Origin of the sequence: Bradyrhizobium sp. WSM2254, assembly GCF_000472645.1 — a bacterium.
In the GTDB taxonomy this organism is placed as follows: Bacteria; Pseudomonadota; Alphaproteobacteria; order Rhizobiales; family Xanthobacteraceae; genus Bradyrhizobium; species Bradyrhizobium niftali.
Window position 1 is genome coordinate 253,683 of the sequence record NZ_AXAB01000013.1, and the last position, 11,744, is coordinate 265,426.

12 protein-coding genes and 2 pseudogenes are annotated in these 11,744 nt (G+C 64.8%); 5 read left to right on the top strand and 9 right to left on the bottom strand.

All coding sequences use genetic code 11. The features are described from left to right. Positions 1-164: 164 nt before the first annotated feature. Positions 165-866 (bottom strand): RluA family pseudouridine synthase, encoded by a 702-nt coding sequence (locus A3M7_RS0110795; RefSeq protein ID WP_027543942.1) that lies wholly within the window; start codon positions 864-866, stop codon positions 165-167. Between the two features lie 61 nt (positions 867-927). Here A3M7_RS0110795 and ftsY point away from each other — a divergent pair, with 61 nt between their 5' ends. After that, entirely contained in the window at positions 928-1,872 is a 945-nt protein-coding gene (ftsY, locus tag A3M7_RS0110800) for a signal recognition particle-docking protein FtsY (RefSeq protein ID WP_027543943.1), read from the top strand. A gap of 122 nt (positions 1,873-1,994) precedes the next feature. Further along, positions 1,995-2,597, top strand: a complete 603-nt coding sequence (locus tag A3M7_RS0110805; protein ID WP_027543944.1) for a septation protein A — start codon at positions 1,995-1,997, stop codon at positions 2,595-2,597. A 94-nt stretch (positions 2,598-2,691) separates the two neighbouring features. Here the strand turns inward: A3M7_RS0110805 and A3M7_RS0110810 are convergent, their stop codons facing one another. The 5 genes from A3M7_RS0110810 to ccmA form a co-directional block, all read right to left on the bottom strand. Further along, positions 2,692-3,276, bottom strand: a complete 585-nt coding sequence (locus A3M7_RS0110810; protein WP_027543945.1) for a DsbE family thiol:disulfide interchange protein — start codon at positions 3,274-3,276, stop codon at positions 2,692-2,694. Continuing rightward, a complete protein-coding gene (gene ccmD, locus A3M7_RS0110815; protein WP_027543946.1) occupies positions 3,273-3,458 on the bottom strand; it encodes a heme exporter protein CcmD in 186 nt (61 codons plus the stop codon). Before ccmD ends, A3M7_RS0110810 begins: the two co-directional genes overlap by 4 nt. Beyond that, on the bottom strand, positions 3,455-4,246 hold the full coding sequence (locus tag A3M7_RS0110820) for a heme ABC transporter permease (RefSeq protein WP_027543947.1): 792 nt from the start codon (positions 4,244-4,246) through the stop codon (positions 3,455-3,457). The genes ccmD and A3M7_RS0110820 overlap by 4 nt, the downstream gene beginning before the upstream one ends. Before the next feature lie 91 nt (positions 4,247-4,337). Continuing rightward, complete coding sequence (gene ccmB, locus A3M7_RS0110825; RefSeq protein WP_011083299.1) at positions 4,338-5,006, bottom strand: heme exporter protein CcmB; 669 nt, start codon at positions 5,004-5,006, stop codon at positions 4,338-4,340. 76 nt (positions 5,007-5,082) lie between these two features. Further along, positions 5,083-5,685 carry a heme ABC exporter ATP-binding protein CcmA gene (gene ccmA / locus A3M7_RS0110830; protein ID WP_027543948.1) on the bottom strand — a complete coding sequence of 201 codons (603 nt, stop codon included), beginning with the start codon at positions 5,683-5,685 and terminating at the stop codon, positions 5,083-5,085. A 242-nt stretch (positions 5,686-5,927) separates the two neighbouring features. On the opposite strand from ccmA, the gene acnA reads away from it, so the two are divergent. The 3 genes from acnA to A3M7_RS0110845 all read left to right on the top strand — a co-directional run bounded on the left by acnA (position 5,928) and on the right by A3M7_RS0110845 (position 10,754). Next, entirely contained in the window at positions 5,928-8,648 is a 2,721-nt protein-coding gene (gene acnA / locus A3M7_RS0110835; RefSeq protein ID WP_027543949.1) for an aconitate hydratase AcnA, read from the top strand. Between the two features lie 221 nt (positions 8,649-8,869). Continuing rightward, positions 8,870-9,646, top strand: a complete 777-nt coding sequence (locus A3M7_RS0110840; protein ID WP_027543950.1) for a thioredoxin family protein — start codon at positions 8,870-8,872, stop codon at positions 9,644-9,646. Positions 9,647-10,382: 736 nt separating this feature from the next. Continuing rightward, positions 10,383-10,754, top strand: coding sequence for a DUF2794 domain-containing protein (locus tag A3M7_RS0110845; RefSeq protein WP_025575995.1), 372 nt, complete (start codon positions 10,383-10,385; stop codon positions 10,752-10,754). 121 nt (positions 10,755-10,875) lie between these two features. On the opposite strand, the gene A3M7_RS0110850 is transcribed toward A3M7_RS0110845, so the two are convergent. From A3M7_RS0110850 to A3M7_RS51220, 3 genes and pseudogenes are all read right to left on the bottom strand, one after another. Further along, entirely contained in the window at positions 10,876-11,406 is a 531-nt protein-coding gene (locus A3M7_RS0110850) for a GNAT family N-acetyltransferase (protein ID WP_027543951.1), read from the bottom strand. A gap of 75 nt (positions 11,407-11,481) precedes the next feature. Continuing rightward, positions 11,482-11,670, bottom strand: a pseudogene (locus A3M7_RS43955) (IS3 family transposase); the annotation flags it as partial. Next, positions 11,652-11,744, bottom strand: a pseudogene (locus A3M7_RS51220) (integrase core domain-containing protein); the annotation flags it as partial. The pseudogenes A3M7_RS51220 and A3M7_RS43955, both read right to left, overlap by 19 nt.

An 11,744-nucleotide genomic window follows, 5' to 3' on the forward strand; every position in this document is an offset into this window, starting at 1 on the left:
GGCGAGCCCTGAACGTTTCGTAAACCATGGGGCCGCTTCCTCAACCTGAGGAGCCCGCAAAGCGGGCGTCTCGAAGGATGGAGGCCCGTCTGCAGCGGGGCCTTTCATGGTTCGAGACGGCGCTGACGCGCCTCCTCACCATGAGGGTCTACCGGCTGTGCGGGTTATTCGCCATTCCACCCGCAATCCCTGAGCCGCTCGTGCATATGCGGCGGGGCCGGCGCGACCACGCGGATCGGCTCCTTGTTCCGGGAAATCGGCACCACGATCTCGCGGGAATGCAGGTGCAGGCGCGGCTCGCCGAAGCGGGGGCCGTTGCCGTAAATGTTATCGCCAAAGATCGGCCAGCCGGTCGCGGCCGAATGCACCCGCAATTGATGGGTCCGCCCGGTCACCGGTTCCATCGCGAGCCAGGTCAAGCCGTTTCCCCGGCCCATCACCTTCCAGTTGGTGATCGCTTTCTGGCCTTCCGGATCGGGCTTCTGCCACCAGCCGCGCTCGGCATTGAGCCGGCCGAGCGGCATGTCGATGGTGCCTTCGTCCTCGGCAGGCCCGCCCTCGACCACGGTCCAGTAGGTCTTGCCGATCTTGCCGTGCTTGAACAGCAGGCCGAGCGAGGCTGTGGCTTTCCGATGGCGGCCGAGCACGAGGCAGCCGGAGGTGTCCTTGTCTAGCCTGTGGGCCAGCACCGGCGGCCGCGGCAGGCCGAAACGGAGGGCGTCGAAGGATGCTTCCAGATTGGCGCCGCCTTTGGGGCCGCGATGCACCGGCAGGCCGGCCGGCTTGTCGATGACCAGCATCAGCCCGTCGCGATGGAGCACGCGCGCCAGAATTTCATCGGCGGTCAATTCGGGAACATCGAGCAATTGCAAAGGCTTTCGTTCGAGACTTTCGTTTACGGGCCGGAACGGCTAACACACCGCCACCATGAACGATACCACCTCCGAACCCCCCAAGCTGAGCTGGTGGCGCCGCCTGTCCAACGGGCTGAAGCGCACCTCGTCCTCGCTCGGGACCGCGGTCGCCGACCTCGTCACCAAGCGCAAGCTCGACCGCGCCATGCTCGACGACATCGAGGACGTGCTCTTGCGCGCCGATCTCGGCACCTCGGTCGCGGTGCGGATTGCGGATGCCGTCGGCACGGGGCGTTATGACAAGGCGATCTCGGCGGACGAGGTCAAGGACGTCGTTGCGACCGAGGTCGAGAAGGTGCTGGCGCCGGTGGCCAAGCCGCTCGCGATCGATGCGGCCAAGAAGCCGTTCGTCATTCTCGTCGTCGGCGTCAACGGCTCCGGCAAGACCACCACCATCGGCAAGCTCTCGCAAAAATTCGCGTCCGAAGGCCGCAAGGTGATGCTGGCCGCCGGCGACACGTTTCGCGCAGCCGCGATCGAGCAGCTCAAGATCTGGGGTGAGCGCACCAGGACGCCGGTCATTGCGGGGGCGCAAGGCTCGGATTCGGCGAGCCTCGCCTTCAACGCGCTGACGGCGGCGAAGGAGCAGGCCATCGACGTGCTCCTGATCGACACCGCCGGGCGGCTTCAGAACAAGGCCGAGCTGATGAACGAGCTCGAAAAGGTCGTGCGCGTCATCCGCAAGGTGGATGACACGGCGCCGCATGCGGTGCTGCTTGTGCTCGACGCCACCGTCGGCCAGAACGCGCTGTCGCAGGTCGAGGCCTTCCATCGCACCGCCGGCGTTACCGGCCTCGTGATGACCAAGCTCGACGGCACTGCGCGTGGCGGCATCCTGGTGGCGCTCGCGGAGAAATTCAAACTGCCGGTGCATTTCATCGGCGTCGGCGAAGGCGTCGACGATCTCGCGCCCTTCACCGCGCGCGACTTCGCCCGCGCGATCGCCGGAATCGAATAGCGTCATCCTTCGAGACGCCGCTTGCGCGGCTCCTCAGGATGAGGTCGTGCCACACATGAGGTCCTCATCCTGAGGAGACCGCGGAGCGGTCGTCTCGAAGGATGGGAGAGACGGAAGAGAGAATGGACAAGACCCAGCCGCATCCGCTGTTCAAGCTTGCGACCGAACTCGGTCCGCTGCTCGTCTTCTTCTTCGTGAATGCGAAGTTCAATCTGTTCGCCGCGACCGGCGCCTTCATGGTCGCGATCGTCGCGGCGATGATCGCCTCCTATGTGGTGACGCGCCATATCCCGATCATGGCGATCGTGACAGGCGTGATCGTGCTGGTGTTCGGCACGCTAACGCTGGTGCTGCACGACGAGACCTTCATCAAGGTCAAGCCGACCATCATCTACGGCCTGTTCGCCGCCATCCTCGGCGGTGGGCTGTTGTTCGGCCGCTCCTTCATCGCCGTCATGTTCGACCAGATGTTCAATTTGACCCCGCAGGGCTGGCGCATCCTCACGCTGCGCTGGGCGCTGTTCTTCGCCGGCATGGCCATCCTGAACGAGATCGTCTGGCGCACCCAGAGCACGGATTTCTGGGTGAACTTCAAGGTGTTCGGCGTGACGCCGCTGACCATGGTCTTCGCCATCGCCCAGATGCCGCTGACCAAGCGCTACCACCTCGAGCCGGTCTCGCTGGAGACGAGCGAGGCGGAAGCGGGGGATGTGAGGAAGGGGTGAGTTGATTGGAGTCATTCCGGGGCACGCGAAGCGTGAACCCGGAATCTCGAGATTCCGGGTTCGATGCTGGCGCATCGCCCCGGAATGACGATAACTACTTCAACGCCTTCTCCATCTGCGGCAGCAGCACGCTGCGCAGATTGTCCGGCGTGATCGGGCCGACCAGCTTGTAGACGATGGTGCCCTCACGCCCGACGACGAAGGTCTCCGGCACGCCATAGACACCCCATTCGATCGAGGCGCGGCCGTTGGCATCCACGCCGACGCGGCCGAACGGGTTGCCGTAGCGGCCGAGGAATCGCCGCGCATTGTCGGATGCGTCCTTGTAATTGATGCCGACGAGCTGGAAGCGCTTGTCCTTGGCGAGCTCGGTCAGAAGCGGCGCCTCGTCGTGGCACGGCACGCACCAGGAGGCCCAGACGTTGACGAGGCTGACCTTGCCCTTGAACGCGGCGGGATCGAGACCCGGCACCTGGACGTTGTCAGCCTGCAATCCCTCGAGCGGCGGCAGTGCGGTCTGCGGCGCCGGCCGTCCGATCAGCGCGGAGGGAATCCGCGAGGGATCGCCGCTGCCGAGCCGGAACCAGAACAGCACGGCCAGGCCGATGAAGGCGATCAGCGGCAGCACCATCAGGAAGGTCCGGCGCTGCGGGCTCGCGGAGGTCGTGTGATCGCTCATGGCCGATCCATCGCGCCGCGGCCCGAGCGGCGGGTGATGCCGCTGCGGTCGAGCTCGCGCAGGCGCCGGGTCTGGCTGCGATAGTCGAGCACGATCCAGCCGATCAGGATCGCGACCACGAGCGCGGCTGCGGCGTAGGATGTCGCGATGAAGGAGGCATAGGGACCGAGCGACATCGTCATGCGGCCCCAATTTCTTTCGACGCGTTGTCGTGACGCGAACCGGCGCCCATTTCGCTCGAAAACGCGATGCGGCTCGCCTGCATCATTTGCAGCGAACGGACACGGCGGCGCAGGATCTCGTTGCGCATCGCAGCCAGGTGCAGCGTGACGAACAGCAGCGTGAACGCGATTGCCATCACCAGCAGAGGAATCAGGAACGATTTGTCGAGCGAGGAGCCCCCCATGCGCATCACGGAAGCGGGCTGGTGCAGCGTGTTCCACCAGTCGACGGAGAATTTGATGATGGGCAGGTTGATCGCGCCGACCAGCGTCAGCACGGCGGCAGCGCGCGCCGCGCGCGAGGGATCCTCGACCGCGCGCCACAGAGCCATCAGGCCGAGATACATCAGGAAGAGAATCAGCACCGAGGTCAGTCGCGCGTCCCATTCCCAATAGGTGCCCCACATCGGCCGGCCCCACAGCGATCCCGTCAGCAGCGCGAGGAAGGTGAAGGCCGCGCCGATGGGAGCTGCCGCCTTCGCGGCGACGTCGGCGAGCGGATGCCGCCACACCAGCGTGCCGAGCGAGGCGATGCTCATCACGCCCCACACGAACATCGACAGCCAGGCATTGGGCACGTGGATGAACATGATCTTCACGGTCGCGCCCTGCTGGTAGTCGTCGGGCGCGAGAGCCGATTGATAGAGGCCGATCGCGAGCAGGATGACGGTCGCGGCCGCAAGCCACGGCAACACCCGCGTCGTCAGCGCGAGGAACCGTGTCGGGTTGGCGAAGTCGATCAGCGTCATGGTATCCTGATAATCACAGGTCAGCACTCACGCAATCAGCATAAAAGTGGGCAGCGAAAGTTGATCGGGGTCAAGGTCAGTCGAGCTCATCTCAGTCGAGACCATGCCGCAGGCTCGCCGCCGCCGCGAAGGGGCCGATCACGAGGCTGACCAGCGACAGCGCGCACAGGATCGAGAACGGCGCGCCAAACGACATCGGACCGACGATCACGGCCTGGGAGGCTGCGACCCCGAAGATCAGCACGGGAATCGACAGCGGCAGCACCAGAACCGCCATCAAAAGCCCGCCGCGATGCAGCGTCACCGCCAGCGCGGCGCCGATCATGCCGGTAAAGGTCAGCGCCGGCGTGCCCGCCAGCAGCGTCAGCGCCACCGCGCCGGTCGCGACCATGTCGAGGTTGAGCAGGAGGCCCAGCACGGGGGTTGCGACAATCAGCGGCAGGCCCGCCGCCAGCCAATGCGCCAGCGCTTTCGCCGCGCAGGCGAGTTCCAGCGGCGTCCGACTCATGGTGATCAGGTCGAGCGAGCCGTCCTCATGGTCGGCCATGAACAGCCGGTCCAGCGTCAGAAGGCTCGCCAGTAGGGCGCCGAGCCAGAGAATGGCCGGCCCCAGCCGAGACAGCAGCGCCAGGTCCGGCCCCACCGCGAACGGCATCAGCACCACCACGGTCAGGAAGAACAGCACGCCGATCAGCGCCCCGCCGCCGACGCGGAGCGCGATCCTGATATCCCGGCGGATGAGGGCGGACAGGGCGGTCATGGGGGGCCTCCCGCAAGGGGGGAGGGAACGGAGCGGGCGGAGTCCAGCCGCTTAGAAAGCTGAGGGTCCATCGGAATCATGCCATCGCCCCGATCCGCAACTCGCGTGATTCGATCCCCAGCGCCATGTGGGTCGCGGCGATGATCAGGCCGCCGCGGGCGAGATGGTCGCGCATCAGGCCGCCGAACATGTCCTGGCCGGCCACGTCCAGCGCCGTGGTCGGCTCGTCCAGCAGCCAGACCGGGCGGCGCACCGTCAGCAGCCGGGCCAGCGAGAGCCGGCGGCGCTGGCCGGCCGACAGGAAGGCGGCGGGCAGGTGGGTGGCGTGGTCGAGACCGACGGTGGCGAGGCTCTCGTGGGCGTCAAGACGCTCGCCGCCCAGAAAATCAGCCCAGAATGACAGATTTTCCGCCACGCTCAGCGCCGGCTTCAGGGCGTCGCGATGACCCAGATAGTGGCATTGCTCGGGCAATGTCAGCTCGGCATCGCCGCCATCGAGCGCGATTGTCCCGCCGGCCGGGATGAGCAGGCCCGCAATCAGCCGCAGCAGGGACGTCTTGCCGGAGCCGTTGCGGCCGACGACCGCCACGGCCTCGCCGGAGGCGGCCTCGAAATCGAGCCCGGCAAACACCTCGCGGCCACCCCGGACACAGATCACCCCACGTCCGGAAAGCTGCATCTTGCCTCGTATCAATCCGTCCAAACCAGGCCTCAGGAAAACTTGGGGTAGCGCATGGGAATTTTTGGCTCGCGAATTGCTGCGGTACGATTGTGGCTGTGGCGGCGCGGTTAGAAAGCTTCTATAAGCCCGGAACTACTTGATGCAGCAACTCAACCTGCCCCTGCAAGCGACCCAGCCGGATTCGCTGACGGTGTTAAAATACCCCTTGCCGGGTATAACTAACAATTGGGATTTCCTACATGACCTCGCTCGACAGCTTCAAATGCAAAAAGACCCTCAAGGTCGGCGCCAAGACCTATGTCTATTACAGCCTGCCCACGGCCGAGAAGAATGGTCTGAAGGGAATTTCGAAACTCCCCTATTCGATGAAGGTCCTGCTCGAGAACCTCCTGCGCAATGAGGACGGCCGCTCGGTCAAGAAGGCGGACATCGTCGCGGTGTCCAAATGGCTCCGCAAGAAGTCGCTGGAGCACGAGATCGCGTTCCGCCCGGCCCGCGTGCTGATGCAGGACTTCACCGGCGTGCCCGCGGTGGTCGATCTCGCCGCGATGCGCAACGCGATGCAGAAGCTCGGCGGCGATGCCGAGAAGATCAACCCGCTGGTGCCGGTCGATCTCGTCATCGACCATTCCGTGATCGTGAACTTCTTCGGCGACAACAAGGCCTTCGCCAAGAACGTCACCGAGGAATACAAGCAGAACCAGGAGCGCTACGAGTTCCTGAAGTGGGGCCAGGCGGCGTTCTCGAACTTCTCCGTCGTGCCGCCCGGCACCGGCATCTGCCACCAGGTCAATCTCGAATATCTCTCGCAGACGGTCTGGACCAAGAAGGAGAAGATGACGGTCGGCAGGAAGACCGGCACCTTCGAGGTCGCCTATCCCGACTCGCTGGTCGGCACCGATTCCCACACCACCATGGTCAACGGTCTCGCCGTGCTCGGCTGGGGCGTCGGCGGCATCGAGGCGGAAGCCTGCATGCTCGGCCAGCCGCTGTCGATGCTGCTGCCCAACGTCGTCGGCTTCAAGCTGAAAGGCGCGATGAAGGAAGGCGTCACCGCGACCGACCTCGTGCTGACCGTGACGCAGATGCTGCGCAAGCTCGGCGTCGTCGGCAAGTTCGTCGAGTTCTTCGGCCCCGGCCTCGATCATCTCTCCGTCGCCGACAAGGCGACCATCGCGAACATGGCGCCGGAATACGGCGCGACCTGCGGCTTCTTCCCGGTCGACGCTGCCGCGATCGACTACCTCAAGACCTCCGGCCGCGCCGCACCGCGCGTTGCGCTGGTGCAGGCCTATGCCAAGGCGCAGGGGCTGTTCCGCACCGCCAAGTCGGCCGATCCGGTGTTCACGGAAACGCTGACGCTCGACCTCGCCGACGTCGTGCCGTCGATGGCCGGTCCGAAGCGTCCCGAAGGCCGCATCGCGCTGCCCGCGGTCGCCGAAGGCTTCTCGCTCGCGCTCACCAATGAGTACAAGAAGACCGAAGGGCCGGCGAAGCGCTTTGCCGTCGAAGGCAAGAAGTACGAGATCGGCCATGGCGACGTCGTGATCGCGGCCATCACTTCCTGCACCAACACCTCGAACCCGAGCGTTCTGATCGGCGCTGGCCTGCTGGCGCGCAACGCCGCCGCCAAGGGCCTCAAGGCCAAGCCGTGGGTGAAGACCTCGCTTGCCCCGGGCAGCCAGGTGGTCGCGGCCTATCTCGCCGATTCCGGCCTCCAGGCCGATCTCGACAAGGTCGGCTTCAACCTGGTCGGCTTCGGTTGCACCACCTGCATCGGCAATTCCGGTCCGCTGCCGGAGGAGATATCGAAGTCGATCAACGACAACGGCATCGTCGCCGCCGCCGTGCTCTCCGGCAACCGCAACTTCGAAGGCCGCGTCTCGCCGGACGTGCAGGCGAACTATCTGGCTTCGCCGCCGCTGGTCGTCGCCCACGCGCTCGCCGGCAGCGTCACCAAGAACCTCGCCGTCGAGCCGCTCGGCGAAGGCAAGGACGGCAAGCCGGTGTACCTCAAGGACATCTGGCCGACGACGAAGGAGATCAACGCCTTCATGAAGAAGTTCGTGACCGCGGCGATCTTCAAGAAGAAGTATGCCGACGTGTTCAAGGGCGACACCAACTGGCGCAAGATCAAGACCGTCGAGAGCGAGACCTATCGCTGGAACATGAGCTCGACCTACGTGCAGAACCCGCCCTACTTCGAAGGCATGAAGAAGGAGCCGGAGCCGGTCACCGACATCGTCGAGGCGCGCATCCTCGCCATGTTCGGCGACAAGATCACCACCGACCACATCTCGCCGGCCGGTTCGATCAAGCTCACCTCGCCCGCGGGCAAGTATCTCAGCGAGCACCAGGTGCGTCCCGCCGACTTCAACCAGTACGGCACGCGGCGCGGCAACCATGAAGTGATGATGCGCGGCACCTTCGCCAACATCCGCATCAAGAACTTCATGCTCAAGGGCGCCGACGGCAACATCCCGGAAGGCGGCCTCACCAAGCACTGGCCCGACGGCGAGCAGATGTCGATCTACGACGCTGCGATGAAGTACCAGCAGGAGCAAGTGCCGCTGGTGGTGTTCGCCGGCGCCGAATACGGCAACGGCTCCTCGCGCGACTGGGCTGCGAAGGGCACGCGTCTGCTCGGCGTGCGCGCGGTGATCTGCCAGAGCTTCGAGCGCATCCATCGCTCCAATCTCGTCGGCATGGGCGTGCTGCCGCTGACCTTCGAGGAAGGCACCTCCTGGTCGTCGCTCGGTCTGAAGGGCGACGAGAAGGTCACGCTGCGTGGTCTCGTCGGCGATCTGAAGCCGCGTCAGAAGCTGACCGCGGAGATCGTCTCCGGCGACGGTTCGTTGCAGCGCGTTTCGCTGCTCTGCCGCATCGATACGCTGGACGAGCTCGACTACTACCGGAACGGCGGCATCCTGCACTACGTGCTGCGCAAGCTCGCGGCGTAAGCGCGGATTTGTGAACGGTGGCTCACTGCGAAGTGAGTAGAAGGTTAAACGAAGGCGGCCTATCACAAGGCCGCCTTCGTGCGTTTGCGGCATGCTTCGGATGGGCCCGCCCGGCGGAAATTCCGGCCGAGACGGTTGAGTGTGCCGCGCCCCGTAAGACTACGGTGACCATCAGGCGATAAGATTTCCCTTCCCACGAGCAATGGTGTGCGGCGTTCGACATGACAGCAATGACGGCTTCTCATCCGATTTCACGTTGGTCCGGTGCCCTCTGGTCGGGAGCACTCGGTATCTGCGCGATCGTCGCCGTTATCCGACCCGCCGAGGCTGATCCCCGCGCCGTGGTTGAGCTCTTCACCTCGCAGGGCTGCTCCTCCTGCCCGCCCGCCGACCAGATCATCGGCGATCTCTCCAAAGACCCGTCGATCATCGCGCTGAGCATGCCGATCGATTATTGGGATTATCTCGGTTGGAAGGACACGCTGGCGGATTCGCGCTTCTCGGCGCGGCAGCGCGCTTATTCGCGCATGCGCGGCGACCGCGAGGTCTACACGCCGCAGGTCGTGGTGAATGGCTCGACGCATGTCATCGGCAGCGACCGTGCCGGCATCGAGAGCGCGATCGGCAAGACCGACAAAGGCGCGGGCGTGATGAGCGTGCCGGTGACGATGTCGCTCTCGGGCAAGCAGATCAACGTGTCGGTGGCCGCGAGCAAGGAGCCGGCGATCTCGCACGGCGAGGTCTGGATATGCTCGATCGCGAGGTCAGTGCCGATCGCGATCGCCAAAGGCGAAAATCGCGGACAGCAGATCACCTATCACAACGTGGTGCGCAACCTGCTCAAGGTCGGCGACTGGACCGGTCGTCCGGAAAGCTGGACGGTGCCGATCGAGAACCTGACGCGCGACGGCGTCGACGGCGCGGTGGTCTATGTCCAGGACGGCAGCCGCGAGAAACCGGGCCCGATGCTGGGCGCGGCGTACACGTCGCTGCACTAAAGCGCACGCTTCGCATTGTTCCTGATGTGCGGTCTGGCTCCATCTCCTCATGGTGAGGAGCGCGCCCCTTGCGCGCGTCTCGAACCATGCAGGCCTCGCTGATGCCGCTCGGGCCTCGATCCTTCGAGACGCCGCGCGAACAGCGTCGCTCCTCAGGATGAGGGGAGAGAGTGTGCCTCGGATTGTCTCGGAAAAATCTGTCTCTCGTCATTCCGGGGCGCGCCGCTTCGGCGCGAACCCGGAATCCATTTCTCAACTCGAAAATTCGGATTGATAGATTCCGCGTTTGCACTTCGCGCGCCCCGGAATGACAGCGGGGCAGACACATCCCGACACAAACAAAAAAGGACCAACTCGCGTTGGCCCTCCTTGTCGCGCGTACAGACCCGATCCTCTCGACCCCGGGGGGCTGGGGGCTGAGGAATCCGGAACCGAAGGGACCGGGTCAACGCACATAGGTCTTTTCGCAATGCAGGGCGGCAGGCGCTGGGCGGAAAAGCGGCGATACTATGATTCCTGCTAACGATCCCGTGACGGTTCGTCGCGACAGAGTTCCACCGTTGCGTGTGTTCCGATTCGCGCCGGATTCGACCGGTTGCACCCAGGGCCCTTCAAAGAGCCCTCGAGAGCCCCTTGCGGCGGGGAACAGTTGGCGCAATCATGCGATTGTCATGATCCGCGGTTCCGGGGACGGTTTTCGCGGGCGCGATCATGTCGTGCGATGAGGAGGCGCCCCATGAGTCTGACGTCGGAGGATGCCGATCCGAGTGAGCAGCGCGCGGCGGCGCGTCCCGTCGCTGCAAATGCGCAGCCGAACCAGGTGACCTTCAACCGGCTCGAACTGCGCCGAATTCTCAACCTCTACGGCCGCATGGTCGCCGACGGCGAGTGGCGTGACTATGCCATCGACTTCCTGAAGGACCGTGCGGTGTTCTCGGTCTATCGCCGCGCCTCGGAAGTGCCGATCTACCGCATCGAGAAGGACCCGCGCCTCGCGCGCAAGCAGGGCATGTACAGCGTGATCTCGGCGACCGGCCTGATCCTGCGCCGCGGCCATGAGCTCGAGCGCGTGCTGCTGGTGATCGATCGCAAGCTGGCGGTGGTTTAGCCCAACGCCGTCATTCCGGGGCGCGACGAAGTCGCGAACCCGGAATCCCGATCCGTATCGCTCGCTTAAAACTTCTGGATTCCGGGTTCGCGCTACGCCCGCCCCGGAATGACGGGTGGCCTTACTTCCCCGGCACCGTGCTCGCGCCCTCGCCGAGCTCGCGCTGCATCATCACCGTGTCCAGCCAGCGGCCGAATTTCAGTCCGACATTGGGATGCGTGCCGATCATCCTGAAGCCGCCCTTGGTGTGCACGCCGATCGAGCCGGCATTGGCGGAATCGCCGATCACCGCGATCATCTGGCGGAAGCCGCGGGCCTCGCACTCGGTGATCAGCCGCTCCAGCAGCAACGAGCCGACGCCGCGGCGATGGAAGGAGGGATCGAGATAGATCGAGTTCTCGACCGTGAAGCGATAGGCCGGCCGCGGCCGGTAGGCGCCGGCATAGGCGTAGCCGGCGACGCGCCCGTCGAGGATGGCGACGAAATAGGGATAGCCGCCGTCGACCAGCGCGCGGTAGCGCCGCGTCATCTCGGCAAGATCGGGCGGTTCCAGCTCGAACGTCGCCGTGCCCTCGCGGACGGCCTGCTGGTAGATGGCGGTGATGGCGGGGAGGTCGGCCTCAAGGGTGGGCCTGATTTCGGGTGCGGACATGGGGAAAGATTAGAGGGTTCCTGCGACGGCCGGAAGGGGCTCCGGTGTTGCCCCACCCGTCATTGCTGTCGATGTTCAATAATTCGCTGATTGGATCGGGGTGGCCTTGGTAGCGGCGAAGGCCTTGGGAGTTTGTCCTGCCAAGGCCTGATGGGGTCTGTGGTTGTTGTAGTAGACGAGGTACTCGAACAGTTCTTTGGCGAAGTGGTCGAGATGGTCGAAGGTCGCGCCTTCGATGACGTCCTCATCGAGGGTGCGCCAGAAGCGTTCGACTTTGCCATTGGTCTGCGGCCGATATGGCCTGGTGTAGCGGTGTTTGATGCCGAGCTCGAGCAGCA

What these genes read in the sequence shown, in the direction of transcription:
- ftsY (WP_027543943.1), top strand. Translation starts at nt 928, where the DNA reads ATGAACGATACCACCTCCGAACCCCCCAAGCTGAGCTGGTGGCGCCGC.
- A3M7_RS0110805 (WP_027543944.1), top strand. Translation starts at nt 1,995, where the DNA reads ATGGACAAGACCCAGCCGCATCCGCTGTTCAAGCTTGCGACCGAACTC.
- A3M7_RS0110810 (WP_027543945.1), bottom strand. Translation starts at nt 3,276, where the DNA reads ATGAGCGATCACACGACCTCCGCGAGCCCGCAGCGCCGGACCTTCCTG.
- ccmD (WP_027543946.1), bottom strand. Translation starts at nt 3,458, where the DNA reads ATGACGATGTCGCTCGGTCCCTATGCCTCCTTCATCGCGACATCCTAC.
- A3M7_RS0110820 (WP_027543947.1), bottom strand. Translation starts at nt 4,246, where the DNA reads ATGACGCTGATCGACTTCGCCAACCCGACACGGTTCCTCGCGCTGACG.
- ccmB (WP_011083299.1), bottom strand. Translation starts at nt 5,006, where the DNA reads ATGACCGCCCTGTCCGCCCTCATCCGCCGGGATATCAGGATCGCGCTC.
- ccmA (WP_027543948.1), bottom strand. Translation starts at nt 5,685, where the DNA reads ATGCAGCTTTCCGGACGTGGGGTGATCTGTGTCCGGGGTGGCCGCGAG.
- acnA (WP_027543949.1), top strand. Translation starts at nt 5,928, where the DNA reads ATGACCTCGCTCGACAGCTTCAAATGCAAAAAGACCCTCAAGGTCGGC.
- A3M7_RS0110840 (WP_027543950.1), top strand. Translation starts at nt 8,870, where the DNA reads ATGACAGCAATGACGGCTTCTCATCCGATTTCACGTTGGTCCGGTGCC.
- A3M7_RS0110845 (WP_025575995.1), top strand. Translation starts at nt 10,383, where the DNA reads ATGAGTCTGACGTCGGAGGATGCCGATCCGAGTGAGCAGCGCGCGGCG.
- A3M7_RS0110850 (WP_027543951.1), bottom strand. Translation starts at nt 11,406, where the DNA reads ATGTCCGCACCCGAAATCAGGCCCACCCTTGAGGCCGACCTCCCCGCC.